This window comes from Kaistella flava (ex Peng et al. 2021) (assembly GCF_015191005.1).
Classification (GTDB): domain Bacteria; phylum Bacteroidota; class Bacteroidia; order Flavobacteriales; family Weeksellaceae; genus Kaistella; species Kaistella flava.
Genome location: NZ_CP040442.1, coordinates 95586 through 121572, shown reverse-complemented (window position 1 = coordinate 121572; position 25987 = coordinate 95586). Strand labels below are relative to the sequence as shown.

Sequence of the window (25987 nt, the reverse complement as noted above, 5' to 3'; positions counted from 1 at the left end):
GTCCTTTCTAGAAGATCCTTACGTTTTCTATTATTTTAGGAATCGAATCGGTGAAAACTTACTTGCTGAATTTTTTTGTTTATACTCTTCTGATCCAGTAAAGGTGCAGATTCTACGACCACATTGTGGGCAGAAACTCCCCAAGCTTTGAAGTCGTCACTACCCATATATTTCACGAAATTATAAATATTGAGCGTGATTTTTTCTTTAACTGTCAACAAAGTATCATTGATGTACGTATTGTCAATAATCACATATTTTAAATCTGGTGGCACATTAAAATGGCGAAGTGAAGGATGACTGCTTCGAGACGGAATAATTCCCTCTTCCATCATGTCTTCTAAAACTTGGTCAAAATAATCATTAATTCGACGGTCTACTTTAAATCCGAGCATGAAATTAATTCGGTAAATAGTACCAGGCATAATTTCATCGATGGTGTATTTAAAGGTATACGGATCTTCCTGATTAAAAATATTGAGAATAAAATAATGATCTGCTCTTTTCGGCTGCTTCCGCAAAATAGAATAGATAATCTTGGCTTCTACTTCATCCTTTCTTTTTGCACGGCTTAAGAAAGCCAGATTGGTTGCATATTTCGGGATAGATTCATCCAGTTTCATTTCTTTGATTACCGGTACATATTTATCTAATTTCACAAACGTAATAAACTTTGCTTTGATCAATCTTCCGTTATACCAAGCGTACATGCATACACCAATAAATCCGGCTAAGACAACGGTAATCCATCCTCCTTCAAAAAATTTAATAACATTTGCACTGAAAAAACCAAGTTCTATGGATAAATAAATTAATCCGAAGCCTAAAATAACAAATTTGTTGACCCGCTTTTTAAATAACCAAAAAGCAAGTAAAATTGTGGTCATTAACATTGTTATCGTTATGGATAAACCGTATGCGGCTTCCATTCTACCGGATTCTTTAAAATGTAAAACCACTATTAAACATAATACCAGAAGTCCCCAATTAATTTTGGGAATATACATTTGACCTTTAACACCGGAAGGATAATCGATTTCTTGATTGGGCCAAAAATTAAGCGAAATAGCTTCTGAAAATATGGTAAAAGATCCTGTTATTAAAGCCTGGCTGGCAATAATTGCTGCGGCTGTAGCTACGACAATTCCCGGAATTAGCATCCAATCTGGCATTACACCAAAAAAAGGATTAATGCCATTATTATGAACGGCATCATAATTTTTCAAAACCCACGCGCCCTGGCCAAGGTAATTCAAAATCAACATTACTTTCACGAAAATCCAACTCACTCGGATGTTTTTCGCACCGCAATGACCTAGATCCGAATACAAAGCTTCCGCTCCTGTAGTACATAAAAAAACGGCGCCTAAAATCACGATCGCACTTGGCGAATGCACAATTAATTTATAGGCATAATAAGGATTGAATGATTTTAAAATACTAATGTCATCAACTAAATGTGATAATCCTAAACCTCCTAAAATGAGGAACCAAATAACCATTACAGGACCAAATAATTTACCAATCGAGTTCGTTCCAAACTGTTGAACAGTAAAAATGATGATTAGAATGACGCAAGTAATTAATACAACCGGCGTATGTGGATTGTAAATCTTTAGACCTTCAATTGCAGAAATTACAGTTAAGGAAGGCGTGATAACTCCGTCTGCCACTAATGCGGAAGCGCCTATCATCGCAATGAGGTAAAGCCAACCTTTTTTAATGTTTTTAATGAGAGAAAAAAGCGCCAAAATTCCACCTTCTCCTTTATTATCTGCACGCAGTGCAATCATGACATATTTTACGGTGGTTTGCAATGTTAGTGTCCAGATAATACAGGAAAGTGCTCCTTCTATATATTCATCAAAAGGCATATTTCCACCATTGGTTCTTGCGTTCACAATGGCTTTCATCACATAAAGAGGAGACGTTCCGATATCGCCGAAGACGATTCCCAAAGAAACCAATACTCCAATTGTGGTGAGTTTTCGGGTATTAATATGTTGACCTCCTTCTACTGTTTCTGACATTGAATAAAATTTATGGTGTAAATTTAGATTAAAAACTAATTATGAAAAGGTTTTTTCTGAAAATTAATACAAAAATGAAAAAACTCTCTTTCGAGAGTTTTTATCTATTAAGCTTTAATGTATAAAGCGTTCTTTATTTCTTCTTTTACTTTCTCCAGTTTCGGGAACCACTCAGCAAATAATGGCGCTGAATAAGGTGCCGGAGCATCTGGTGTTGTGATTCTCTTAATAGGAGCATCAAGATAATCAAATGCTTTTTGTTGAACCATATAAGTAATTTCAGTTGCGATTGAACCTAACGGCCAAGCTTCTTCTAAAATAACCAATCTGTTCGTTTTCTTCACTGATTCTAAAATTGTATCGTAATCTAAAGGACGAACCGTTCTTAAATCGATTACCTCCACAGAGATTCCTTCTTTTTCTAAATCTTCAGCAGCTTGCATCGCCATCTTCATGATTTTACCGAAAGAAACTAAAGTGACATCTGTACCTGCTCTTTTGATATCAGCTTTCCCGATTGGGATATAATATTCTTCTTCTGGAATTTCCATTTTGTCGCCATACATTTGTTCAGACTCCATGAAAATTACCGGATCATTGTCCTGAATTGCAGTTTTTAATAAACCTTTTGCATCATAAGGATTTGAAGGTACCACTACTTTTAAACCTGGAGTATTGGCAAACCAAGATTCCAAAGCCTGAGAGTGTGTTGCTCCCAATTGACCTGCAGATCCTGTTGGACCACGGAAAACGATTGGGCAATTCCACTGTCCTCCACTCATTTGACGGATTTTCGCAGCATTATTAATAATCTGATCAATTCCTACCAACGAGAAGTTGAAAGTCATATATTCTACAATGGGTCTATTTCCATTCATGGCTGCACCGATGGCAATCCCAGTAAATCCGAGTTCTGCAATTGGAGTATCAATTACTCTCTTAGCTCCGAATTCATCGAGCATTCCTTTAGAAGCTTTGTAAGCACCGTTGTATTCTGCGACTTCTTCACCCATTAAAAAAATGGACTCATCTTTTCGCATCTCTTCACTCATTGCCTGTGCAATCACTTCTCTAAAAGTATATTCCTTCATGATTTATTAAAAAATTAAAGTACAAAAGTAAAGATTTTTTCGCTAAGTACAGTACATGATCGCATTAAAAAAGCATCTTCGAAAAGATGCTTTTTGTCAAGTTTATGTTTAGAAAACTATTTAACTGCGTGCCAGGTTTGTGTTCTTCCGATTAATGAGAATCCTACATAACCTCTTACATTCAGTTTGTCACCATCACGGGTGATATTACATTTGTAAGTTTTCCCTGTTTTTGGGTCGGTAATAGTTCCACCTGTAAATTCATTACCATCTTTTTTCATTCCTCTAATAACCTCCATCCCTAAAATAGGTTTGTCTTTACGGTCATCTTTACAATCGATGCAATTTGCATGTTCAGGTTTAATCAAAAGTTGGATTACTTTACCGTAATATTTACCATCTGGCTTTTTGGTAATTTCTACAATAGATTTAGCCTGTCCGGTTTCATCATCGATGGTCTTCCATTTCCCTTCAATTTGGGCATAAGATAGTGTTGCGAATAATAAAGCAACAAAACTGAAAATTATTTTCTTCATTGTAAAATTGTTTAATTTTTTAGTTTGATAAAAGTAATTAAAAAAAGTTAAACACCAAACTTTTAACTATTCATATCATAATAGGCAAAAGCACTGCCAAAATCTCAAAAACTAAACAACGGTTTAATAAAATTCTGAATTTAATCTAATTTACGATTGATCACCCGATTCATATAATCTTGATACCAAGCTTTGCTTAAAAGAATTCCTTTTTCAATTTCCGAATTTTTCACTTTGTTAATGAGGTTTTGCTCCAAACCTTTATCGGAGATATTATAAATCCCGGTAACTTCTTTTCCATTAAAGAGATAAATATAATTCCCAATTATAAATTGATCGTTGATGGAATCAGAATTCACGATGATATAATCGTCCTTTTTATCGGAAACCAAACTTCTTCCCCAACTTCTTATTTTTTTATTATAACCCATTAAATCTGCTAAAGTTGGGTAAATATCAATCTGTTGAGCAGGCTCGGTGATTTCTCCTTGTAGATGATATTTTGGATTTGCAGAATAAAATAGAATAGGAATTGCAAACCTGTTCATCGATTTTTCATATTCGGGATAACCAACCTGATTGGTATGATCGGCGACGAGCACAAATATCGTATTCTCAAACCAAGGCATTTTCTCCGCGGTTTTGAAGAATTGTTTTAAAGCATAATCGGTATAACCAATCGGTTCATGAATTTCCAGTGGTCCTTTTTTAAATTTACCTTGATATTTTTCAGGAACTTTAAATGGATGATGCGATGAAACAGAAAACAAAGTCGCCATAAAAGGAGATTTCTTGGTATTCAAAGTTTTCGCAAAATATTGAAAAAATGGCTCATCCCAAATTCCCCAAATTCCATCAAAATCAGCATCATTATTATATTCCGTTTTTCCGTAGTAATGTTTAAAACCTAAGATATTTCCGAAACCTAAAAAGCCCATCGATCCGTTTGGCGCACCATGAAAAAACGAGGTATCATAACCCATATCATTGGCAACAGAAACGATTGACTGTATTTTCTGATTTGAATAGGGCGAACTTGTAAACGCATCTTTCAAACTTGGAATTCCCGCCAACACCGAACTCATTCCGTGAATCGATTGTCTTCCATTGGCAAAAGCATTGGTTGCAATTAAACTTTTCGTCGCTAAACTATCGAAGAATGGCGTGTAAGAAACGAAATCTTTAATCTTCGTATCTTTATTAAAAGCACCGGAATATTCCTTCCCAAAACTTTCAAGAATGAAAATCACCACATTCGGTTTTGGTTCCACCTCTTCCCGAGTATATAATTTATAAGGATGAATATTTTCATCAATAAACTTCTGATCCACAAAATGAACTTCCTGGAAATTATTGGTATTCATTGTTCTGAAAAAAGAAAAAACACTATTCAGAACTACATTTGCCTGTGCCGGTTTGGTAATATGTCGGTTCGCATCAACCAAATTAATTGGACGGGTTGAATGTTTAAAATCGCCTCGAATTCCGCCAACAACCAATAAAGCAGTTATACATAAAGTCAATACTGAAAAAATAAAATAAGGAACTAATTTCACAGGTTTTCTCCAAATGACTTTTACTTTTTTATAAAGGAAAATCCAGAGAATCATCAAAACTGCAAACCAAACAATCACAAAAGGATGTTCCACAATAGACAATAAAAAAACTTTACCAATATTACTTTCATGCTGTGCAACGTTCATTGCGGCGGTAGTTAATCTGGCTTGGGAGAATTTAAAATACACGAAATCACCGAAATTCATTCCGTAGGAAATTCCATTGGTAATGAAATAGAGATAAAACAAAAATTTCTGGTAAGATTTCTTTGTATTAATAACAATTGGAATAATACTCAAAAGAATAAAAAGTGAATTCACATATAAAATCGCAGTCGTATCGAATGCAATTCCACGATAAGCCAAATTCAGATATTCTGAAACGCTGTCAACCGCAATTAAATCTTTATTAAAAAACCAAAAGAGAAATCGCGCAATTTGATAGAAAAAAAAGGCGAGGAATATTCGGTATAGTAAAGCAAAAATCTCTTGAAATCTAATTTCTTTCATTAATATTTTGTTCAAATTTAGGATGCAAATTTACACTATTTTAGAATTTTAAATCATTCCGCTTCCTATTCTAAAAACTCTGAAAATTAATTTTAATAAAAACCTTACTTTTGTAATTATGAAACATCGGGACAAAAGTGCCTATAGCCTACTCTTTAATTTAAAGATGTTTCATTTTAAACTTTAAAAAAATAGAAATTTACAGATGAATTTTATCAAGAACAATTTGGCGAATGCTTTCACGCTCGGCAATTTATTTTCGGGAAGTGTTGGAGTAATCCATTTAATTAATGGTGATTATCAAACCACTGCGATTTGCATTATCCTTTCTTTGATCTTAGATTTCTTCGATGGATTTATCGCCCGCGCTATGAAATCAAATTCTGAACTTGGCGTACAACTGGATTCTTTGGCTGATATGGTGAGTTTCGGTTTGTTACCTGGACTTGTACTATTCAAAGCATTAGAACCGTTTGGCAACCAATTATTCGGACTGGATCTTCCTTTCGAAATTAAATATATCGGAATTTTAGTTACATTATTTTCTTGTCTACGATTAGCGATTTTTAATTTAGATGATGAACAGACTTATTACTTTAAAGGATTAAATACACCTTCAAACACTATTCTAATTTTCGGATTATACTACGCTTTTTTAGAAAATGAAAGTTTTAAAATGATTTTTGAAAATCCTTTATATTTAATTCTAATCACGATTATTTTATCATGGCTTTTAGTAAGTCCGATTAAAATGATTTCGTTGAAATTCAAATCGATGAAACTGGAAGACAATTATCCGAAAGTCGCTTTGCTGATTGGGGTAATAATCCTTTTAATCATTTTTAAAACAGTGGGAATTCCATTAGCGATGTTGTATTATATTTTGATATCGGTGATTTTTCAAAAACAATTGAAAGCGTAAAAACACATTCAAACTTCTACTATTAAATAACACATTTGGACAAGTCATGACATGTCCGTACAAAAAATAAACAATGAATTTAAAACTACATAAACCTCTTTGTATCTTTGATTTAGAAACCACAGGAATACAAGTTGCCAAAGACAGAATCGTTGAAATTTCTATTCTAAAAGTGAATCCTGATTCTTCACGAGAAAGTAAAACCTGGTTGGTTAATCCTGGAATGCCGATTCCGCCCGAAACTTCAGCGATTCACGGAATTACGGATGAGAGAGTAAAAGATGCTCCAACATTTAAAGAAATTGCGTCGAAAGTAATGGATATGATTTCAGGAACTGATTTGGGCGGATTTAATTCTAACCGTTTTGACGTTCCACTTTTGGCGGAAGAATTATTGAGAGCAGGATTCGATTTCGATTTAAGTAAATTTAAATTAGTCGATGCACAAACGATTTTCCACAAAATGGAACCGAGAAATTTAACAGCGGCTTATCAATTTTATTGTAAAAAAGAATTAGTCAATGCGCATTCAGCAGAAGCAGATGTTTTGGCGACTTTCGAAGTTTTAGATGCACAAGTTGGACATTACGACGAATTACCGAACGATATCGCGAGTTTAAGTGAAATTTCTTCTCATCATAAATTTGCTGATTTGGCAGGTTTCATCGCTTTTGATAAAGAAGAAAAAGAAATCTTCACTTTCGGAAAATACAAAGGACAAAAAGTGAAAGAAGTTTTCCAAAAAGATTTAGGTTATTATGGATGGATTCAGAATGCTGATTTTCCTTTGTATACAAAGAAAGTTTTGACGGGAATTCAATTGAGAAGTAAGTTTTAAAAACTGGAAAAGCAAATCGATGAAAATTTTAAATAAAATATTTCAAATTTTTGTAGGTATTATAATTCTAGGTTTTGTTTATCTGCTTTTTCAATATTTTATGAAGTGGGATGCTATCACAATAGATAACAATATTTCTAAAAATTCAGTTTATAGAAAAATTGATAATCAAAAAATTAGTCATTTTTCGACGATGAATAAAGAGAATAAATATACAAATAATATCATTTTTTCATTCGATGAGCGCACAACAGAAATACAAGACTTTAATTATCATCATTGCAATATCTACTTTGAAGGACCATTTTTAATAATTCAGTTTATTTCTGGTGATGGATTTAGTGGAGGTGGCTATAATCTAAGATTATTAAAAGGTAGATTTAATACTGAACCCTATTTTTATACTGATAGTCCCTCTACTTTTGATAACAATGAATATAGTAAAGTACACTTGCAACATTTAGTTTTAAACAAAGAGAATTACAAATCAGGCGACAGTATTTTTGGAAAAATAGATTTAAAAATTCAGAAAGATTACGGGCCTGAAAAAAGTTTCGAATATGGAAATGGCTATTTTAGAGGTTTAATTCCTTAGATAAAAACTTACACATTAAAAATTAAATCAAACATGAAAATCATTTGCATCGGCAGAAATTACGCAGAACACGCTCAGGAACTCGGAAATGAAATCCCGGAAAGTCCCGTTATTTTTATGAAACCGGACACGGCAGTTTTAAAAAAAGGAAGCGACTTTTATATTCCTGAATTTTCTGATGACGTTCATTACGAATTAGAAGTCGTTTTAAAAATATCAAAAGGAGGAAAATATATTCAGGAAGAAAACGCTGATAAACATTATGAAGAAATCGGTTTAGGAATTGATTTCACAGCCAGAGATTTGCAAAGTCAATTGAAAGCAAAAGGACTTCCGTGGGAATTATCCAAAGCATTTGATGGCAGCGCAGTCGTTTCTGAGTTTTATAAAAAAGAGGATTATGATATGAGAAATATCAACTTTTCTTTAGTGAAAAATAAACAGGAAGTTCAAAATGGAAATACTTCATTAATGATTTTCTCACCGGAAAAAATCATCGCATTTGTTTCTCAGTACTTTACGTTAAAAGTTGGAGATTTAATTTTTACAGGAACACCAAAAGGCGTTGGCAAAGTTTCGGAAAACGATATCCTGGAAGCTTTCTTAGAGGATCAAAAAGTTTTTGATTTACGAATCCAGTAGCGTCACAGTTGACGGTGTCAGTAAATATTTGTAACTTTATTCAACAAAAATTAAACATCATGATAAACATTATTCTACCTGTAGATTTTTCTGAAGCTACTGACAAATTAGTGGAGGGAGCAGTAAAATTTGCAAAAGAAGCCAACGGAAAGATTTGCCTAATTCACGTGGCACCTTCCGATATTGGTTTTGCAATTGGCGATATGGGATTTCAATATTTCCCGGAAGTTGAGCAGAACGAAATCAAACAAGAGCTTTTTCAGCTGAATGCACTGGAGCAACGTATTATTGCACAAGGTGTAGATTGTGAGCATTTACTAAAGCAAGGAGTTGCAGGAGATATTATTCTGGAATATGCAAAGGATAAAACAGCGGGTTATATCGTAATGGGATCTCACGGAAGAAGCAATATGTACGACGTTTTTGTAGGAAGTTTAACAAAAGAATTAACAAGACGTTCGCCGATTCCAGTACTCGTAATTCCTATCCATTAACTAAAATCTAAACAATACAAAATCCCGAAATTCAGAAAATTTCGGGATTTTTATTGTAAATCCTATATCAATTATTTACTTTCTTTTCTATGAATTTTTGGGTCGTAATAAGGATGATGCCCTTCTGTTGGAGAGAAATACTCTTTGTCTTTATCCCCACCTAATGTGACCAATAAAACATAAACCCAGTAGCAAAACAAACATGTAGCAACCAAAAATAAAATCCAGTTGAATACATTACCTACCGCATCGTAAAATCCGAACGACCATTTAAACACACTGCTTAAGAATAAGAAGAAAGACGTCATTATTTTCCTTTTTTAAATTAACTTTGCACAAATTTATAAAAAATGTTTCGATTACTTTCAAAAGAAAGCAATATTTTTTCAGTTCCTGTTTACATTGGGATTCTTCTTTTAATAGTAATTAGCTTTAATATATTAGACTTCAATACTTTAGAGTTAATTTCAGCCGCAATAACTTTTGCCGGAGTTGCTTTAGGATACTTTTGTTTTAATGCAGTTGCGCTGAATTATCAAACGCATCTGCCTCTTTTTTTATACACCGCTTTTATTTTTGCTTTATATCCGGGAGATCTGGATATTGGAATTGCCGTTTCGCTGTTCACCAATTCGATTATTTTGCTGCTGTTAACCAATGATAATATTTCGGTTCGTAATTTTTCTTACATTTTAGTAGGATCAATTTTAGCGCTTAATTTCATCTTTCTTCCTACAACCTGGCCAATGTCTATTTTCGTTATTTTCCATATTATCGGAACTTCTGACCGAATTGGACTGCACATTTTCAGATTGTTTTTCGGAATGTTATTGGTCGCACTTACCTATTTTGGAATTGCCTATTTCCTTAATATGAATTCCTGGAATCCGGCCTATTTTCCTTTTACTGGGTTTAAATTACAGCCGCATTTCGATAATCTTTTATGGTTGCTTCCAATCGCCCTTTTAATGATTCATGCCGTAATGGATCACTTTAAAAACTTTAATAAAAAAAGCCCCACGAGCAGATTCAAATATACTTTTCTACTGGTTTTCTCTTTAACACAATTAATTACGATTGTTCTTTACATGGGAAAAACTTTTGAATATTTACTTTTACTGGCTTTACCAACTTCTATTATTTTAAGCAGAATGCTTCGTTTTACTAAAAAGTACTGGATGCAGGAAGCCGGTTTATGGCTTATTATTATTTCGCTGCTTATTTTTAAACTCACTACTTATTTTAATTTTTTTTAATATAACAACATGATTCAAATTGACGATAAATTAATTTCTGAAGATATCTTTTCTGAAGAATTTGTGTGTAACCTCAGCAAATGCAAAGGCGCGTGCTGCGTTGAAGGTGACGTAGGAGCTCCTTTGGACAAAAACGAGACGTTAATACTCGAAAGAATTTTCGACCAGGTTAAACCCTATCTTAGACCCGAAGGTGTAAAAGCCATCGAAGAGCAGGGAGCCTGGGTTCTGGATCCGAGCGATAACGATTATGTAACGCCGATGGTGGAAGGAAAAGAATGTGCTTATGTGATTTTTGATGAGAAAGGAATCACCAAATGCGGGATTGAAAAAGCGTACGAAGACGGCGCAGTTGATTGGCAAAAGCCAATTTCTTGTCACCTCTATCCTATTCGTGTCGATGAATACAGAACGTTTACGGCACTGAATTATCACAAATGGGAAATCTGCAGCGATGCCTGTGCTTTAGGAAAAGAATTAAAAGTTCCTATTTACAAATTTGTAAAGACGCCACTCATCCGAAAATATGGTGAGGAATGGTATCAAACTTTATGTGATGCAGCCGACGAGTGGAAAGCGGAGTACGGTTCGTAGAAAATGAATACCTTTAAATAAAAAATGTCAGAACATTTTGAACTTTTAGATATTTACAAAGCAGTCATTTCATTAGTTGCCGGATTAATCTTGGGATTAGAACGCGAAATGAAAGATAAATCTGCGGGCTTGAAAACGATTACGATCATTTGTCTGGGCTCAACGCTCTTCTCTATTCTGTCTTATAAACTGGCAGGAACTGGGGATCCAACCAGAATTGCATCTTACATCGTGAGTGGAATTGGTTTTCTGGGAGCAGGCGTTATTTTCAAAGAAGGATTTAGCGTGTATGGTTTAACCACTGCAGGAATTATCTGGATTGCAGCCGCCATAGGAATGTCGATTGGATTTGGTGAAATCTTTATCGCCTTTACTTTTCTGATAAGCGCTTTGATTGTGATTTATGTTGCCAAATTATTCACGCAGAATTTTGTTTCTTATCATCATAATAAAATTTTAAAATTTCAAATTCCGGTTGAAAACGTTGATCAAAAAAAATCGATCGTCAGTGATATCAAAAAGATTTCAAAAGTAGCGTTCGAAATTGCTTTAGAGAAACATGGCGAATTCCTGTTTATAACACTTGATCTTCATATCAACAACAAGCAGATTGAAGAACTGGAATCTTATCTCATTCAAAATAAAAATATAGCTTCTTTTAGTTATTGATTAGGTTTTTTAAACACGAATGACACAAATGATCTCACGAATCTCACTATTAAATTTTTACGCCTAAACTTAATAGTTAATCTAAAGTGATTTCAAATTTTTGCCATTAGTGCAAACATGATTGCAATTCGTGTTTAACTCTATAATGAATCTACCGTGATTTCCAATTTGTGGCATTAATGCAAACATTTGTGTCATTAGTATTTAATTTTAAAACAAAAAAATCCGTCTCGAATTAACGAGACGGATTTTATATTTATAAGAAAAAATTACTTTTTCAATTCTTCCAAAAACTCATCGTGAGAGATTTTGGTTTCTTTTTTAGTTGCTTTTTCCAAGATAACGTCTTTCAATTTCGCCATTCCTACTTCAGAAGAAATCTGACGAACTTGCTCTTGATCTTTCAACATATCAGCAGCATATTTCTGTACTTCTTCGTCTGGTAAATGGTGAATTCCGTACATCGCTAATTGATTTCTTACCAATTGCTCAGCTTGTCCTAAAACGTCTGCGTAATCTAAAGTGATCTCGTTGTCATTCATCAATTTCCCTTCAAGGATTTGATATTTCAACTGATTTTTTTCTGCTTCTAAGATTTCTTTTGCTTGCGCTTCAGAAGTTACGTGCTCATTGCTAAACATTAACCATTTGATCAAGAAAGTTTCAGGAAGTTTAACTTCTTCTTTTTCGTTGATTTGAGCCAATACTTTATTTACGAAATGAACATCAGCATTTTGTTGGAAATATTCATCCAATTCAGCTTTTACTTTTTCTTTCAATTCTTCTTCAGACTTGATTGTTCCTTCACCGTAAACTTTGTCGAATAACTCTTCGTTTAATTCTGCTAAGTTTAAGCCGAAGAAATCTTTTACTTTAACCTCGATTTGGTCGTGGTGTAAATGCTCAACTTCTTCCGGGCTGAAAGTTAATTCTTTAGCCAATTCTTCGTTTTTCGCTAAATCTGCTTTAGAAACTTTTACTGACTCGTCTTTTTTCAAAGCTTTCACTAATTCGAAAGCTGCTTTTTTAGTAGCATCGATAGTAATCGTTTTTGGCGCGTGGTTATGTTCACCTTCCGCTCCTTCTTCAATCACCTGGCTAATTTCTAAAGCAACAGTAGAATCATCACCGATTGCCTCTTGAGGAACTTGCTCAGCAAAACGCTTTTGCATGTTTTCGATACTTTGGTTGATTTCTTTTTCAGAAGCTTCTACTTTAAAATGAGGTGCTTCGTATTTCGCTAAATCAATAGTGAAATCCGGTTCGTATCCAACTTCAAAACCAACTGAAAGTTGTTCTGCATGGTGATCCATTGCATCAACTGGTTGTGGAACCGGCTGACCTACCAATCTCAATTTGTTATCAGTAACATAATTGTTCAAGGCTTCTGATACTTGTTTGTTGATTTCTTCAAAAGCGATTCCCGCTTCATATTGCTTTCTCACCATGCTCAATGGCACTTTCCCTTTTCTAAATCCAGGAACTTGTGCATTTTTTGCGTAGTTGATTAATTGCTTTTCAACTTTATCTTTATAATCTGACTTATCTAATGTAACTGTAAGTAACGCACTTACTTCATCGTGGTTGGTCGCTGTAACGTTCATTTTAATGTATTGAAAATTTAGGTTGCAAAAATAGGAATTTTTTTTTGATTAATTAAAAGGAAAAATTTTCTTTTCCCGATTCCGAAAGGATGGAAAATTTTCTTCCTTTATTTTGATTTAAAGTCTTTTAGTTTGAAATTGAATAAGTCGCCATCGCATCGGTTTCGCCACCGATTACAGAACCGAATTCTTTTCCAGGTTCGCCCACATTAACCGATACAGGATCGTGAATTACCGTTAAAATCAATTGCGGATTTACGCCGTCCTTGGCTTTATTTACGGTCCATTTAGTTTTTAATCCAATTTTAATTCCATCACTGTTGGTAGAAGATTCATCATCGATTCTCTCTAAACCAATATTGGAATTCTGAAAATCAAATAATAAGAAATGTTCATCTTTCGCTTCTTTGATGCTTTCTGTTTCGTCTTCGTTTCCATTTAAGAAAACAGCATTTACGGTGTACGTTTTTCCGTCAGTTAATTTAATGTCTGGATTCGTTGTGGAGTTGACCGTATAATTATAAGTAGTTGTAATTCCGGTGGCATCGTCTTTTACATTCAAAATTATATTTGAAATATCTTCTTGGGAAAGAACATCTTCATCTTCATCGGCGCGGCTACAGCTTAATGTAAACGTTGCAATTAATAAAAAGACGATATATTTTAGTTTAATTAATGATTTCATTTTTAAAGAATTTTAGAAGTTATATTTAATATTGAAAATAATATTTCTGCCCATTTCATAAGAGAAATAACGCATTCTGTTTAGGTAATCTTTATAATTCGTATCAAAAAGGTTGGTCACATTTAGTCCTGCAGAGAAATGTTTATTAAAATCAAAACCAGTTTGCACGCTCCATAAAGTATAAGTCGGCGGCGGTGTAGAAAGATCTAAAGTTTTCTCAACCTCTACTCCATTTTCGAAAATATTAATAGTCGGATTGTAAAGAGGAAATCTTTTTTGGTGCAAGAACGTTTTCTGCTGAACTTTGAAATAGAAATTTCTCCAATGTTCATTTTTAAATTCTAAACTGTTGGCAAAATTCGTTGGAACCATCATTATTAATGGTTGATCGTTGGTTTGATCGTGTCCATTAATATAAGAGTAATTTCCATGATATTCAAAATGATCGTTCAATTTCAATTGCGCGTCAACATCTAAACCGTACATTTTCGCATCGATCTGTTTATAAGACCAAACCGGGAAAACACCACGAATCGTATTCTGAATTCCAGTTGGAATTTCAGTGATGAAGTTTTTAGTAATGAATAAATACGGATTTACGGTTACTCTCAAACCATCTAGCACATTTACTTTTCCATCGATATTTAAATTAAATTGGTTTCCATCTTCATTTTTAATGCCCATATTTCCAACTTCGATAATCGCCGCGGAATGATGCAATCCATCAGCAAAAAGTTCAGCAATATTTGGCGTTCTTCCAACTTTCGCATAATTCAATTTTACATCAAAATTCTTTGAAGGTTGATAATCTAAACCTGCATTAAAAGATAAATTCTTATAAGTCAAATTCGGTTTGGTGAAAACTCGATTTCCATCAGTCTTCACATAAAACTGTGAAAAATCATTTGCATACAGATTTTCCCAATCGCTTAAATCGTACCATTTTTTTACTTCATATTTCGTAACATCATATCGCAATCCTGCTTCTGCATTTAAGTGTGGAGTCAACTTATATTTAAAAACTGAATAAACGCCGCCCGCATATTGATCATAATTTGGAACCAATCTTCTGGCCTGAGTTTCCGGCGTGGAATAATTAAACTGATATTTCAAATCTATTCCGGTTTCTAAACTCCAGTTTTGGCGCTCGATAAAATCATTGATATTAATTTGATTCGTAAACAGTTCCAAATCCAAAGACGGAATTTGAGCCAACTCACCTCTTCTCACATCATATTCCTTTCTATGATTGTATTGAAAGTTGTAATCGACAGAAACTTTCCCCAGATTTTCAAATCTTTTAAAAGCAGAAATCTTGGCAATATGATGCTGAACATCCTGTTTTGGATTGTTAATCGAATAAGAAAAATCTCTCTGGTAAATCGGAATATCCGACGTCAAAGCTTTATAAAAATCTTCTAAATTCCCTAAATCAGAACCTCTGTAAATTCCAATTTCAGAATCAGTCACGCTGTAATCAAAAGAGATTCCCTGTAAGTAAGTATTATTTTGAACGGTAAAACTGAACGATTGATTTTGCAAACTAGTATTCATCAAGTTATAATCTGGAGTTTTTAAATCACCCAATTTCTTAAATCCACCCGTCGTTTTTACAGCCCAACCATTTTCCCACGTTTTCAATAAATTGATTCCAAGTCCAACGCCTTGACCATTCGAGATTCCCGAAAGATTTACATTTCCCTGAATAGTATCTTTTCTTTTATAAACCGCTGGTTCCAAAACAACTACTCCGCCGATCGCATCACTTCCGTATTTTAAAGCTGAAGCTCCTTTAATCACATCAACGTGATCAAACTGATTAACGTCAATATTCGGCGCATGTTCAACGCCCCATTCCTGTTCGGCCATTTTTACGCCGTTATTAATAATTGGAACCCGGCTTCCGTAAAGTCCGTGGATAATTGGTTTCGCGATATTGTTTCCACTTTTCAACGCACCAACACCTGAAATACTGGACAAGATATTTCCTAAATTTTCCGTCGAATTTCGGTCGATTTCACTTCTATCCAAGGATTTCACAATCAATGAATTGGCATTTTTATGCGTTCCATGAAGCGTAATTGTTTCGATATCGGCAATATGATGCTCAAGCTGAAGCGTAATTTCAGCATCTTTATTAACATTTAATTCTTCAGTTATTGGATTACAATCGGGATGGTTGGCGATAAGCGTATATTTTCCTTTATGTAAAGTTTTAAAAGTAAAATTCCCATTGGCATCTGAAACTTCAGTTGATTTTCCAATAGTAATTGTGGCACTTTTTAAGGGAGTTTTATCGTGATAATCAATCACTTTTCCTTTGATCGTAAAAGTAGTTTGTGCGTTTGCTAATAGCAATCCAAAAAAGATTGCGATGATATTTAAAGTAAATTTCATTTAAATTAAGTTTAAGAATAAAAAAAACACGAATAAATAAAAAACTGAAAATCAATTATTTATTATTCATTTCGAAAAATAAAGCTGGTTTAAATGAAAAACGAAGGCGGACCCCGTAACTGGAAATTAAAGAGCGCAAGCGGACGAAAAGTTCTTTCAGCACTAAAAATTTCTAAATGAAAATCTTCAATTGAAATTGCTGAAAAGAAAAAATCCTGAACACTTACATATTTTCCTTCATGCAAAATATGGCAAGAAAGACAATCTGAGTAATGAGCGGCATCAGTTGTTTTTGTAAAAGTCTTTTCAGCTTTGGTAAAGTGAAAATCTTTAAATACTTCGCCACTTCCATGATCGTGGAAACTTTGAGAAAATAAAGCCACGAAAAGATAGACCGCCGTAAACAGCGATGCTAAAAATTTCTGACTCTTTCTATTTCTCAACATTTTGCAAATTTAGGATTTTTAAAACAAAAGAAAAAAAAATAAACTTTAACCTTTAATAATGAAAAAATGATATTAATCAAAATTATAAAAACGGTTAAATCTCATATCATAAAGCCTTACATAATTGACAGAGATTTTGTAAATTTGTGCTGAAATTTTTAACTATGAAAGAAAGTGCAGTGAAAAAGATTGTGGTTCTCACTTCAGGTGGAGATGCACCAGGAATGAACGCAGCGCTAAGAGCCGTTGTAAGAACAGCAAGTCACTACAAGATAGAATGTTACGGAGTAAGAGAAGGTTTTAACGGTTTAATCAATGATGATTTTACAAAAATGGGCCCTCGCTCCGTGAAAAACATTATTACTGAAGGAGGTACGATTTTAAAGTCCGCCCGTTCCTTAGAATTTAAAACAGCGGCAGGAAGAAAAAAAGCTTTTGAAAATTGTCAGAAACATGGTATCGACGGAATGGTCTGTATCGGTGGAGACGGAACTTTCAGAGGTGCTAAAGTTTTCAACGAAGAGTTTGGAATCAAAACCATAGGTGTTCCAGGAACAATCGACAATGATATTTTCGGTACCGATAATACCATTGGTTACGATACGGCTTTGAATACTGCCATGGAAGCTATCGATAAAATCAGAGATACTGCAACTTCTCACAACAGAATTTTCTTCGTGGAAGTTATGGGTCGTGATGCAGGATTTATCGCTTTAAACAGTGGTTTAGCAACAGGCGCAATCGGTATTTTAATTCCAGAAAAGAAAGACAGTATCGAAGAACTTTTTGCCACTTTTGAAAGAGCAGAAAAAGCTGGAAAAGCTTCAAGTATCGTCGTGGTAGCAGAAGGTGAAAAACTGGGCAGTATTTATGATATCGCCAAAGCGACCCAAACCGGTTTCCCGAGTTATGATATTCGCGTTGCCGTTTTAGGCCACATCCAAAGAGGTGGATCACCAAGTTGTGCAGACCGTGTGTTGGCGAGCAGATTGGGTTACGGTGCCGTTATTGGATTAATGGATGGCAAAACCAATATGATGGTCGGAATGAAGTCCAACAGAATGGTTTACACCGCCATAGATGAAGCCGTAAAAAAACACAATGAAATCGATCAGGATCTGCTGAAAATTTCAGAAATTCTCTCAATTTAAATTAACAACAAATCTAATTTTAAAATAAAAATTATGTCAACAATCAAAGTAGGAATCAACGGATTCGGTAGAATTGGTCGTCTTGTTTTCAGAGCAATGGCCGAAAGAGAAAACATCCAGGTAGTTGGAATCAATGACCTTATCAATGCCGAATATATGGCGTATATGTTAAAGTATGATTCTGTACATGGTGAATTTAAAGGTGAAGTTTCTGTAGAAGGAAATGACCTTATTGTTAACGGAAAAAGAATCAGAGTAACTGCTGAAAGAGACCCTAACAACTTGAAATGGAACGAAGTAGGCGCAGAATATATCGTAGAATCTACAGGTTTATTCCTTTCTAAAGAAGCTGCTCAAGCTCACATCAATGCTGGTGCGAAAAAAGTAGTTCTTTCTGCTCCATCAAAAGATGACACTCCAATGTTTGTAATGGGTGTGAACCACAAAGAATTGACAGACGATATCAAAATTTTCTCTAACGCTTCTTGTACAACCAACTGTTTGGCGCCGATTGCAAAAGTAATGCACGACAACTTCGGAATCGTTGAAGGTTTAATGACTACAGTTCACGCAACTACTGCGACTCAAAAAACAGTTGACGGACCTTCAGTAAAAGACTGGAGAGGTGGACGTTCTGCTTTGAACAACATCATTCCATCTTCTACAGGTGCTGCAAAAGCAGTAGGAAAAGTAATTCCTGCTTTGAACGGAAAACTAACCGGAATGTCTTTCAGAGTACCAACAGCAGACGTTTCTGTAGTTGACTTAACCGTAAGATTAGAAAAACCAACTTCTTACGAAGAAATCTGTCAGGCAATGAAAGCTGCATCAGAAGGTGAACTAAAAGGAATTTTAGGTTACACCGAAGATGCGGTAGTTTCTCAGGATTTCGTAGGTGAAAAGAGAACTTCAGTATTCGATAAAGACGCTGGAATCATGTTGTCTCCACAATTCGTGAAAATCGTTTCTTGGTATGACAACGAAATGGGATACTCTAACAAATTAGCTGATTTGTTGGTACATTCTGCTTCTCTATAGAACATAAGCAATTGTTAATAAGCAATTAGTAATAGGAACCTCTCGAATTTTCGGGAGGTTTTTTTGTATGATAATTTGGGCAATCCCCTCGCCTTGCTTTTCCAGCCGCTCGGGTCGGGCTATCCGTTGCAATCTTTTTTTACAAAAAAGGATTTCCACTCCTATCCCTATTGCAAGACAGTTATAACAACAATATTGGTTTAAAAATTGATAAAAGAAATGCGTATCTTAATAAAGTTAAAAACTAATTTAATTGATAAAACAAGTTTTCACTTTGCGAAGCGAAGCGCCCCTACCTGCCGGCAGGCAGGTTTGCGCTCGTAATTTCAGCACGATGAATTAAAAAAACTTTGCGACTTTGCGTGAAAAAAAACTCTTCAGCCATATAAACTATGACACCAAAATTCCAAAACACCACTCACTTCAAAAACTTCTGGAAACAAGGAAACGGAAAAGAACTACTCGATTGGGCAGAAATAATTCCCAACTTTCAAACTTTTCAAAACTACGCTCCACTCTATCATCAAGTCGATGAACTGGGAGATGAAGTCGTGAAGGAAACTTATCTGAAACTCAAATACAAAGAAGCGAGTGCTTTAATTCAAAAATATTCAACACAACCAATTTCCGAAAATGATAATGCACCTGAAAATGTAAAAAAACTATTTCTTGAATTACAGGAAATCCCTGATTGGTTCGATGAAAACTTGGCCAACAAAGGCGCGAGATTCTGCATGAGAACTGGAGCCAACGGTTTAATGATTCTTCGTGATTTCACTTTGATGGGCGGTTATGATTTCGCTTACATCAGCAAACCTTTAATCTTCACCGAAGCTTTAAAAAAAGGCGCTGTAAAACGTTTAAAAGACACTTTGGAATTCTGGGTTAATGTCACGCGGGAAAACGCTTTAAAACAAAATTCAGAAGCGTATCAGTTAATTGTGAGAACAAGGTTGATGCATTCTTATGCCCGTTTAAAAATTACAGAAAAAACAGAAAACTGGGATTATGAGAATTGGGGCGAACCGATTAATTCCTGGGATATGATTGCAACGTACACTGGATTTTCATTGGTGTTTATGCAAGGTTTAAAAAAATTGGGAATCATTATTTCCGATGAGGAAGAAGAAGGATTATTTCATCTTTGGAAATACATCGGTTATCTCTTAGGAATTCCATTTGACTACTTGCCCGATAATCGGCAGCAAGCTGTTGAACAGTTTTATTGGTGGACCACAATTCAGGACAAAGGCGATGATGATTCAGTTCAATTAGCAAAAGCATTACTCAAAGAGAATTTAGAAAACACCATTTATAAACATTCCTTTCAAAGAAAAATATTGAAAAATCTTCATCAAAGTATGAATTGGTTTTTATTGGATGAAGAAATTAATGAAAGACTTCAAATTCCAAAACCTGCAAAAGCATTTTTAGTTTTCCCAAACATCGTTTTGAGAGGAAATAAAATCTTTCAAAAAATCTATTTACGCAATTCTACCAAATATCAAAAGTTGGTAGAAATGGGAGATGAACAACAGCGGAAAGTTTTGGTAGATTATATTAAACATACGCCGAACGATTTTCATTATTAATAAATACAATAATTAATCTTATAGGTTTTGACTAAAGCAAGATGAATTCTATCACTCTATAAACAGGTAAAAGCCCGTTCCTATTGATGCTTAAATCCAGTTCAAAATCTAAACTAGTTTAACAAAAAAACGGTTCGCTTTTTCAGCGAACCGTTCTTCAATATATTTCAAAGGAAATTATTTCACAATCATTTTTGTTACTGCAACTCCTTTATCAGATTTTAATTGAATTAAATAAATCCCAGATTTTAATCCGTTGGTAGAAATCGTGTCATCACCATTATCTTTAGAAGCTTTTACAGTTTTAACCAAAATTCCTGCAAGATCATAAATCGCAATGGTTCCGTTTTTCGCATTGGTATAACGAACAGTTGCATTTCCATTGGTTACCGGATTTTGAGTCAATCTCAAAGAAACTGAACTTTTATTCCCAACAACTTCATCAGTTCCTAAGGCCGCCGCATTTCCGAAAATTCTGAAACCTCCCGGTTCAATCGTAATCGGCGTAATAGTACTCGTTACTGAAAGCGAACTGTTATCCATCAAATTCACCCAATTTCCAGTGTAAGGAAAGTCTGGAACAATGTTTTGAGAAGCCAAAGTAAAGTTGGCCAAAACAACAACATTCTTTAAAGCACTTGAACTTGTCGCATTATTGATAAAAATTCTCGGCATTAAGTTTCCAGACTCGACGGTGAACGTTGTCGTATTGAAAACGTCATTCGATAATCTCAACGCCAGAATTTTTGCCCAAGTATCATAAACCGATTTTCTGGCAGCATCTACATCGTAAGCCAATCCAAACGCTGACGGTTTCGGATCTAATTTACAATCTCCTGGAGTCGCATCAGTTTCCGTATTTACAGTTCCATTCTCACAAGTATAAATACTTTTATCAAAACCTAATTCTGCAAACTGCCAAATCATTTTCGGCCCAGGAACTGTTAAGAAAACTGCGCCATAAGCTTTTTGTCTTTGGAGTGAAGTTGCTAAATCTCTAACATTATAACTACCTGCAGATCCACCAAAAGTAATGTTTTTGTACATCAATCTTTCCTCATCATGACTTTCACCATAACTCATTGCTCTTCTTTGAGCAAAGCCATGCGCTTGATAATTCACTCTGTTAAAATTACTGCTTGGAGCAAATCCCATTGTATTTTCGTTGTAAGGAGTTGTTTCCTTATCCCACATCATCACGCCTTTTCCTTCGGCAACTTTATAATTTGCCCATTGCGCTTCTTCAGAATCAGTTCCTAAATGTTCGAAAATAATGTAAGAAGTCGGATCATAACTCCATTGATTATCGGCATAACCTTTCAGAATATTAACACGATCTTGTTGATAAGCATTGGTACACGCATCGTCTCCTGCTGTACAATTCTGTGTAAATCCTTTGGTTAAATCCCAACGGAAACCATCCACTTTATATTCTTTAATCCATTGCTCCAAAACTCTGTTTACATAATATTTCGTCGCAGAAGTAGAGTGGTTAAAGTCATTAAATACACTATAAGAATGTTTTGCAACTTGATTAAAATAGGGGTTATTCGCCGCAGGATCACCGTAACCATCTCCATCTGGATCGATCATCCACATTCTTTCGATTGGACTTCTTCCGGTAGCGTGGTTTAAGGCAACATCAAGAATTACGGCAATTCCATTTTGGTGGCAAAGATCAATAAACTCTTTAAATTTCTCTGGAGTTCCGTACGCTTTATCTAAAGCATAATGAAATCCAGTATTATAACCCCAAGAATTATTTCCATCAAATTCCATCACTGGCATTAATTCTATCGCATTGATATTCAAAGATTTTAAATAAGACATTTTATCGATAAGAGATTGCCAAGTTTTCTGAGTGGTAAAGTCTCTCACCAACAATTCATAAACGATTAAGTTTTCTTTTGCAGGTTTATTAAAATTAGTAATCGTCCAGTTATAAGTTGGTTTTGAAGTTTGAATGACAGATACATCAAAACTTTGTCCCGCAGGATAAGCCGGAAGATTTGGGTAAACATTGGCATATTGGTTAATCCATGGATCATCATCTGGTGATAAAACTAAGGGCGAATAAGGATCAGCTACTTTAATTCCGTCTGCCGTTCTATATTGAAAAGTATAGGTTTGCTGCGGAGTAAGACCTGTAACTTCTAACCAATATAGGTCGGGATTCGCAGTGTCTTTTTTCATTAAATAATTAGCGCTAACTGCCCAGTTATTAAAACTTCCGATGACATGAACGTACGCTTTAAAAGGAGCATAAATCGCCAAACCAACTTTGGTTGGATCAGCAGGATCGTAAGAAATACCTTGTCTCATATAAGAAGGAATCGCAGCAGTTTGTACCGGAATTGAAAGTGCAACCGTAAATGATTTGCTCACCACTGTTCCAGAAGCTGCATCTGTTGCAATAACTTCCATTGTCGCATCTTGAGTTACGGTATAAGGGAAATTTAATGTTGTAGATGCAGAAGCACTTGTGTAAACTGAAGTCCCATTTGCTTTAACCACATAATTCGCAGTTAAAGTTGATGTTCCTTTAATATTTAGAATCGTCCCAGAAGTAACTACATTCGTACTTCCTTGGATTGGATTGGTTAAATTAAACTGAAATTTGCCAACGTTCAATAAAATATCCTGAGACTGAATTCCGCCGTTAACCGTTTTTACCAGAAATCCTATTTTAGAAAGTGCATTGGCTCTGTTCCCATAAAAAGATTTTACAGTGTTCATGGAAAAAGTATAAGTTCCCACTCCTGCAGAACTTGATACATATGTCAATTTATTCGCTGCATTAGAAGCTGTCCAGGTTCCGTTTGTTGGACTGTCTGCATTAACATTATTAGAGTCAAAAGACCATGCCCAAAGATAAAGTGCGTGCGAACTTGCCACTCCAAAACTATTCTCATTAACAGTAAAGGTTACGGTAATCGCCTCAGTTTCTTCAAAAGTAGCCGGATTTACAGAATACGTAATAACCTGCTGTGCAACCCCAAAAATCGGAAGCATTAAGGCTAAAAATAGCGTGTAAAAATATTTCATGATTCAATTATTTTAAGAATGTAAAAATACTAAAACTTAAGGATGAAGCACTGAATATTTAAACTTTCATTAATAATGAAAATTGAACCTTAAATACTTTTGAAAAATTCAGATTATTTAAGAATGATCTTTAATTAAAGGAGATTGATAATCGATCCTATTTTTGCTTTCCGAGATAACAGAAGCATTTTCCAGGAAGAAGTTTTTTCCCGCTAAAAGCTCTGTGAGTAAAGTTCGCATCTGCTCTGCCGCCACTTCTGGAAGATGTGATTTCTTCGCCGCTTCGATAACTTGCTGTTTTCCGTTTTGTTGAATTTTAGCTAAATCATCTTTGCTAAAAAGATTAAAAAACTGCTCCTCGATATTGTAATATTTATAATCAGTTTCCGTCGACAGAATTTGCGGAGCTGGAAAATTGATAAGCTTAACTGTTTTATTAACTTCATCGATTTCCCACTTAAATTTTTCGAAGTCATAACCGACCAAAACTTTGGCTTGAACAATGACTAAAGCTTTCTTTTTTGATGGAATAAAATTAAAAATTTTGGTCGTCTCTTCGTAATTATAAATTTCATTGAAATGACCTTCTGCAGAAACAACTTTAAAAACCTTACGCATGCTTTCAGCAATCGTATGTGAACTTTCAGTAATGACAACCGGTGAAGAACCTAACTTACTGGAAGCTAAGAAAGCAATCACTCCACCCAGAATAAGTCCTAAGATGAGCATCAAAACAATCATCATCGAATTGATATTCTGACTCTTCGTCATTTGATAAATAAAGAAGCCAAGGAAAACCACCATTAAAATCCCTAAAGACCAAAGCACGATTTTGAATTTACTGAAGTTCATCTGCTGATATTTTATGTAAAGATAACGATTTTGAAAAATTGATTGTTAAATTACTAATAACTAAGCTAATTTATTTACGAATATTTCAATATCTGTTCCGAAAAATGCATAAATTTGAGTAACATAAAACACAAAAATGATGACAAGAAAATTAGCAGCCGAATTTTTCGGCACGTTTTGGCTGGTATTCGGTGGTTGTGGAGCCGCAGTATTCTCAGCCGGAGTTCCCAATGTAGGAATCGGATTACTCGGAGTCGCCTTGGCTTTCGGACTAACTGTTTTAACCATGGTTTATGCAGTCGGACATATTTCCGGCGGACACTTTAATCCCGCAGTTTCCTTTGGACTAATGGCAGGCGGCAGATTTCCCGCAAAAGATTTAATTCCTTATGTAATTGTTCAATGTCTCGGTGCACTGGGCGCAGCAACTTGCCTTTATTTTATTCTGAATGGCGCAGGTGCTTTTTCCAGAGAAGGAGCTGGAGCTTTTGCCTCTAACTTCTATGACGAAGCCGTTTATAACGGACGTGCTTTTAGTTTAGGAGCGGCATTTTTAGCTGAATTTATATTGACCGCATTTTTCGTATTTGTCATTATGGGAGCAACCGATAAATACGCGAACGGAAAATTTGCAGGAATCGCAATTGGATTAACGCTGACCATAATTCACCTCATCTGTATCCCGATTACCAATACTTCTGTAAATCCAGCGAGAGCAACTTCACAGGCTATTTTCGTTGGTGGGCTTGCCATTCATCAACTTTGGCTGTTTTGGGTAGCTCCAATTCTGGGAGGAATGACTGGAGGTTTAATTTATAGATATCTGCTTCAAAAAAACGAAGTAGAAGTTACCTAAAAACAAAAGTATATCATGATAAAACCGCTCCAAATTGGGCGGTTTATTTTTTCTGTAGAAATTTCGGGGGCAGAATTAACTCTTCAAATTTCCCTTTCACTTCCAGTTTTTTAAAGTAGAGATTTCGCGCCATTATTTTCAGCATTAAATCTTTATCAAATAATTTCCAGAATTTTTCTTCGTGAACTCTTTTAGGTTTTCTAATTTCATCAAAGGTCGTTTTCCAGGAATCTGGATTATGGTAAAACTCAATGATTCCGCAATGTTCAGGAATATCTTCAGCTTCAACCATTCCTTGTGGTAGGAGAAAACTAAACTGATTACACGGATAATCGCCACAGGAAATTTTATCGTGTTTTAGAAATTTCTCTTTGGTTTTCTGATTTTGATATTTCTTTTTAAAATCATTTTTAAAGTCGGCTTTTGATAATTTAATTTCCAGTTCATGACTGAAACCTTCTTCATTAATAATTAAAATATCTGCTTCCCAATCAGAATGAAAGTGATTCGTCAACACCAAATCCTTCTCAAAATCACAAAATTGAGAAATATAATTATAGGTTAATTCTTCTACTTTAAGCATGAAAT

Annotated in this window: 24 protein-coding genes; 12 read left to right on the top strand and 12 right to left on the bottom strand. The window is 34.8% G+C overall.

Features of this window, described 5'->3' with window-relative positions:
• Window positions 1-35: 35 nt before the first annotated feature.
• The 4 genes from Q73A0000_RS00510 to Q73A0000_RS00495 all read right to left on the bottom strand — a co-directional run bounded on the left by Q73A0000_RS00510 (window position 36) and on the right by Q73A0000_RS00495 (window position 5723).
• Window positions 36-2030: a KUP/HAK/KT family potassium transporter gene (locus Q73A0000_RS00510; RefSeq protein WP_193812145.1), complete on the bottom strand. Its 1995-nt coding sequence runs from the start codon at window positions 2028-2030 to the stop codon at window positions 36-38.
• A gap of 107 nt (window positions 2031-2137) precedes the next feature.
• Complete coding sequence (locus Q73A0000_RS00505) at window positions 2138-3121, bottom strand: pyruvate dehydrogenase complex E1 component subunit beta (RefSeq protein ID WP_193812144.1); 984 nt, start codon at window positions 3119-3121, stop codon at window positions 2138-2140.
• A 116-nt stretch (window positions 3122-3237) separates the two neighbouring features.
• The gene (locus Q73A0000_RS00500; protein WP_193812143.1) at window positions 3238-3657 is read right to left on the bottom strand and encodes a DUF2147 domain-containing protein; all 420 of its coding nucleotides are present in this window, start codon (window positions 3655-3657) and stop codon (window positions 3238-3240) included.
• 140 nt (window positions 3658-3797) lie between these two features.
• Window positions 3798-5723: an LTA synthase family protein gene (locus tag Q73A0000_RS00495; protein WP_193812142.1), complete on the bottom strand. Its 1926-nt coding sequence runs from the start codon at window positions 5721-5723 to the stop codon at window positions 3798-3800.
• Window positions 5724-5928: 205 nt separating this feature from the next.
• On the opposite strand from Q73A0000_RS00495, the gene Q73A0000_RS00490 reads away from it, so the two are divergent.
• The 5 genes from Q73A0000_RS00490 (at window position 5929) to Q73A0000_RS00470 (ending at window position 9214) form a co-directional block, all read left to right on the top strand.
• Complete coding sequence (locus tag Q73A0000_RS00490; protein WP_193812141.1) at window positions 5929-6645, top strand: CDP-alcohol phosphatidyltransferase family protein; 717 nt, start codon at window positions 5929-5931, stop codon at window positions 6643-6645.
• A 73-nt stretch (window positions 6646-6718) separates the two neighbouring features.
• Complete coding sequence (locus tag Q73A0000_RS00485) at window positions 6719-7483, top strand: 3'-5' exonuclease (RefSeq protein ID WP_193812140.1); 765 nt, start codon at window positions 6719-6721, stop codon at window positions 7481-7483.
• A gap of 19 nt (window positions 7484-7502) precedes the next feature.
• Window positions 7503-8078, top strand: coding sequence for a hypothetical protein (locus Q73A0000_RS00480; RefSeq protein ID WP_193812139.1), 576 nt, complete (start codon window positions 7503-7505; stop codon window positions 8076-8078).
• Window positions 8079-8111: 33 nt separating this feature from the next.
• A complete protein-coding gene (locus tag Q73A0000_RS00475; protein ID WP_193812138.1) occupies window positions 8112-8720 on the top strand; it encodes a fumarylacetoacetate hydrolase family protein in 609 nt (202 codons plus the stop codon).
• 59 nt (window positions 8721-8779) lie between these two features.
• The gene (locus Q73A0000_RS00470) at window positions 8780-9214 is read left to right on the top strand and encodes a universal stress protein (protein WP_193812137.1); all 435 of its coding nucleotides are present in this window, start codon (window positions 8780-8782) and stop codon (window positions 9212-9214) included.
• 71 nt (window positions 9215-9285) lie between these two features.
• Here the strand turns inward: Q73A0000_RS00470 and Q73A0000_RS00465 are convergent, their stop codons facing one another.
• Window positions 9286-9522: a hypothetical protein gene (locus tag Q73A0000_RS00465; protein WP_193812136.1), complete on the bottom strand. Its 237-nt coding sequence runs from the start codon at window positions 9520-9522 to the stop codon at window positions 9286-9288.
• A 42-nt stretch (window positions 9523-9564) separates the two neighbouring features.
• Between Q73A0000_RS00465 and Q73A0000_RS00460 the strand changes: the two genes are divergently transcribed.
• The 3 genes from Q73A0000_RS00460 to Q73A0000_RS00450 are packed head-to-tail and all read left to right on the top strand — an operon-like array spanning window position 9565 to window position 11733.
• Window positions 9565-10470, top strand: coding sequence for a DUF6427 family protein (locus Q73A0000_RS00460; RefSeq protein ID WP_193812135.1), 906 nt, complete (start codon window positions 9565-9567; stop codon window positions 10468-10470).
• Between the two features lie 9 nt (window positions 10471-10479).
• Window positions 10480-11064 carry a DUF3109 family protein gene (locus Q73A0000_RS00455; RefSeq protein ID WP_193812134.1) on the top strand — a complete coding sequence of 195 codons (585 nt, stop codon included), beginning with the start codon at window positions 10480-10482 and terminating at the stop codon, window positions 11062-11064.
• 24 nt (window positions 11065-11088) lie between these two features.
• Window positions 11089-11733 (top strand): MgtC/SapB family protein, encoded by a 645-nt coding sequence (locus tag Q73A0000_RS00450; protein ID WP_193812133.1) that lies wholly within the window; start codon window positions 11089-11091, stop codon window positions 11731-11733.
• Window positions 11734-12002: 269 nt separating this feature from the next.
• On the opposite strand, the gene Q73A0000_RS00445 is transcribed toward Q73A0000_RS00450, so the two are convergent.
• From Q73A0000_RS00445 to Q73A0000_RS00430, 4 genes are all read right to left on the bottom strand, one after another.
• Window positions 12003-13337, bottom strand: a complete 1335-nt coding sequence (locus Q73A0000_RS00445) for a trigger factor (protein ID WP_193812132.1) — start codon at window positions 13335-13337, stop codon at window positions 12003-12005.
• A gap of 127 nt (window positions 13338-13464) precedes the next feature.
• Window positions 13465-14022, bottom strand: coding sequence for a hypothetical protein (locus Q73A0000_RS00440; protein ID WP_193812131.1), 558 nt, complete (start codon window positions 14020-14022; stop codon window positions 13465-13467).
• A gap of 12 nt (window positions 14023-14034) precedes the next feature.
• Entirely contained in the window at window positions 14035-16419 is a 2385-nt protein-coding gene (locus Q73A0000_RS00435) for a TonB-dependent receptor (RefSeq protein WP_193812130.1), read from the bottom strand.
• 89 nt (window positions 16420-16508) lie between these two features.
• Window positions 16509-16865, bottom strand: a complete 357-nt coding sequence (locus Q73A0000_RS00430) for a hypothetical protein (protein WP_193812129.1) — start codon at window positions 16863-16865, stop codon at window positions 16509-16511.
• A gap of 164 nt (window positions 16866-17029) precedes the next feature.
• Between Q73A0000_RS00430 and pfkA the strand changes: the two genes are divergently transcribed.
• The 3 genes from pfkA to Q73A0000_RS00415 all read left to right on the top strand — a co-directional run bounded on the left by pfkA (window position 17030) and on the right by Q73A0000_RS00415 (window position 20646).
• Complete coding sequence (pfkA, locus tag Q73A0000_RS00425) at window positions 17030-18016, top strand: 6-phosphofructokinase (RefSeq protein WP_193812128.1); 987 nt, start codon at window positions 17030-17032, stop codon at window positions 18014-18016.
• Window positions 18017-18049: 33 nt separating this feature from the next.
• Window positions 18050-19054: a type I glyceraldehyde-3-phosphate dehydrogenase gene (gap, locus tag Q73A0000_RS00420; protein WP_193812127.1), complete on the top strand. Its 1005-nt coding sequence runs from the start codon at window positions 18050-18052 to the stop codon at window positions 19052-19054.
• A 758-nt stretch (window positions 19055-19812) separates the two neighbouring features.
• The gene (locus tag Q73A0000_RS00415; protein ID WP_410504135.1) at window positions 19813-20646 is read left to right on the top strand and encodes an oxygenase MpaB family protein; all 834 of its coding nucleotides are present in this window, start codon (window positions 19813-19815) and stop codon (window positions 20644-20646) included.
• A 177-nt stretch (window positions 20647-20823) separates the two neighbouring features.
• Here the strand turns inward: Q73A0000_RS00415 and Q73A0000_RS00410 are convergent, their stop codons facing one another.
• Entirely contained in the window at window positions 20824-23691 is a 2868-nt protein-coding gene (locus tag Q73A0000_RS00410) for an alpha-amylase family glycosyl hydrolase (protein WP_193812125.1), read from the bottom strand.
• Window positions 23692-23808: 117 nt separating this feature from the next.
• A complete protein-coding gene (locus tag Q73A0000_RS00405) occupies window positions 23809-24543 on the bottom strand; it encodes a DUF4230 domain-containing protein (protein ID WP_193812124.1) in 735 nt (244 codons plus the stop codon).
• Window positions 24544-24682: 139 nt separating this feature from the next.
• On the opposite strand from Q73A0000_RS00405, the gene aqpZ reads away from it, so the two are divergent.
• Window positions 24683-25399, top strand: a complete 717-nt coding sequence (gene aqpZ / locus Q73A0000_RS00400; RefSeq protein WP_193813615.1) for an aquaporin Z — start codon at window positions 24683-24685, stop codon at window positions 25397-25399.
• A gap of 43 nt (window positions 25400-25442) precedes the next feature.
• Here aqpZ and Q73A0000_RS00395 read toward each other — a convergent pair whose 3' ends face one another.
• A complete protein-coding gene (locus Q73A0000_RS00395) occupies window positions 25443-25982 on the bottom strand; it encodes a hypothetical protein (RefSeq protein WP_193812123.1) in 540 nt (179 codons plus the stop codon).
• Window positions 25983-25987 lie beyond the last annotated feature (5 nt).

Coding starts and splice junctions, on each gene's coding strand:
- Q73A0000_RS00510 (WP_193812145.1), bottom strand. CDS start 2,030: ATGTCAGAAACAGTAGAAGGAGGTCAACATATTAATACCCGAAAACTC.
- Q73A0000_RS00505 (WP_193812144.1), bottom strand. CDS start 3,121: ATGAAGGAATATACTTTTAGAGAAGTGATTGCACAGGCAATGAGTGAA.
- Q73A0000_RS00500 (WP_193812143.1), bottom strand. CDS start 3,657: ATGAAGAAAATAATTTTCAGTTTTGTTGCTTTATTATTCGCAACACTA.
- Q73A0000_RS00495 (WP_193812142.1), bottom strand. CDS start 5,723: ATGAAAGAAATTAGATTTCAAGAGATTTTTGCTTTACTATACCGAATA.
- Q73A0000_RS00490 (WP_193812141.1), top strand. CDS start 5,929: ATGAATTTTATCAAGAACAATTTGGCGAATGCTTTCACGCTCGGCAAT.
- Q73A0000_RS00485 (WP_193812140.1), top strand. CDS start 6,719: ATGAATTTAAAACTACATAAACCTCTTTGTATCTTTGATTTAGAAACC.
- Q73A0000_RS00480 (WP_193812139.1), top strand. CDS start 7,503: ATGAAAATTTTAAATAAAATATTTCAAATTTTTGTAGGTATTATAATT.
- Q73A0000_RS00475 (WP_193812138.1), top strand. CDS start 8,112: ATGAAAATCATTTGCATCGGCAGAAATTACGCAGAACACGCTCAGGAA.
- Q73A0000_RS00470 (WP_193812137.1), top strand. CDS start 8,780: ATGATAAACATTATTCTACCTGTAGATTTTTCTGAAGCTACTGACAAA.
- Q73A0000_RS00465 (WP_193812136.1), bottom strand. CDS start 9,522: ATGACGTCTTTCTTCTTATTCTTAAGCAGTGTGTTTAAATGGTCGTTC.
- Q73A0000_RS00460 (WP_193812135.1), top strand. CDS start 9,565: ATGTTTCGATTACTTTCAAAAGAAAGCAATATTTTTTCAGTTCCTGTT.
- Q73A0000_RS00455 (WP_193812134.1), top strand. CDS start 10,480: ATGATTCAAATTGACGATAAATTAATTTCTGAAGATATCTTTTCTGAA.
- Q73A0000_RS00450 (WP_193812133.1), top strand. CDS start 11,089: ATGTCAGAACATTTTGAACTTTTAGATATTTACAAAGCAGTCATTTCA.
- Q73A0000_RS00445 (WP_193812132.1), bottom strand. CDS start 13,337: ATGAACGTTACAGCGACCAACCACGATGAAGTAAGTGCGTTACTTACA.
- Q73A0000_RS00440 (WP_193812131.1), bottom strand. CDS start 14,022: ATGAAATCATTAATTAAACTAAAATATATCGTCTTTTTATTAATTGCA.
- Q73A0000_RS00435 (WP_193812130.1), bottom strand. CDS start 16,419: ATGAAATTTACTTTAAATATCATCGCAATCTTTTTTGGATTGCTATTA.
- Q73A0000_RS00430 (WP_193812129.1), bottom strand. CDS start 16,865: ATGTTGAGAAATAGAAAGAGTCAGAAATTTTTAGCATCGCTGTTTACG.
- pfkA (WP_193812128.1), top strand. CDS start 17,030: ATGAAAGAAAGTGCAGTGAAAAAGATTGTGGTTCTCACTTCAGGTGGA.
- gap (WP_193812127.1), top strand. CDS start 18,050: ATGTCAACAATCAAAGTAGGAATCAACGGATTCGGTAGAATTGGTCGT.
- Q73A0000_RS00415 (WP_410504135.1), top strand. CDS start 19,813: ATGATTCTTCGTGATTTCACTTTGATGGGCGGTTATGATTTCGCTTAC.
- Q73A0000_RS00410 (WP_193812125.1), bottom strand. CDS start 23,691: ATGAAATATTTTTACACGCTATTTTTAGCCTTAATGCTTCCGATTTTT.
- Q73A0000_RS00405 (WP_193812124.1), bottom strand. CDS start 24,543: ATGAACTTCAGTAAATTCAAAATCGTGCTTTGGTCTTTAGGGATTTTA.
- aqpZ (WP_193813615.1), top strand. CDS start 24,683: ATGACAAGAAAATTAGCAGCCGAATTTTTCGGCACGTTTTGGCTGGTA.
- Q73A0000_RS00395 (WP_193812123.1), bottom strand. CDS start 25,982: ATGCTTAAAGTAGAAGAATTAACCTATAATTATATTTCTCAATTTTGT.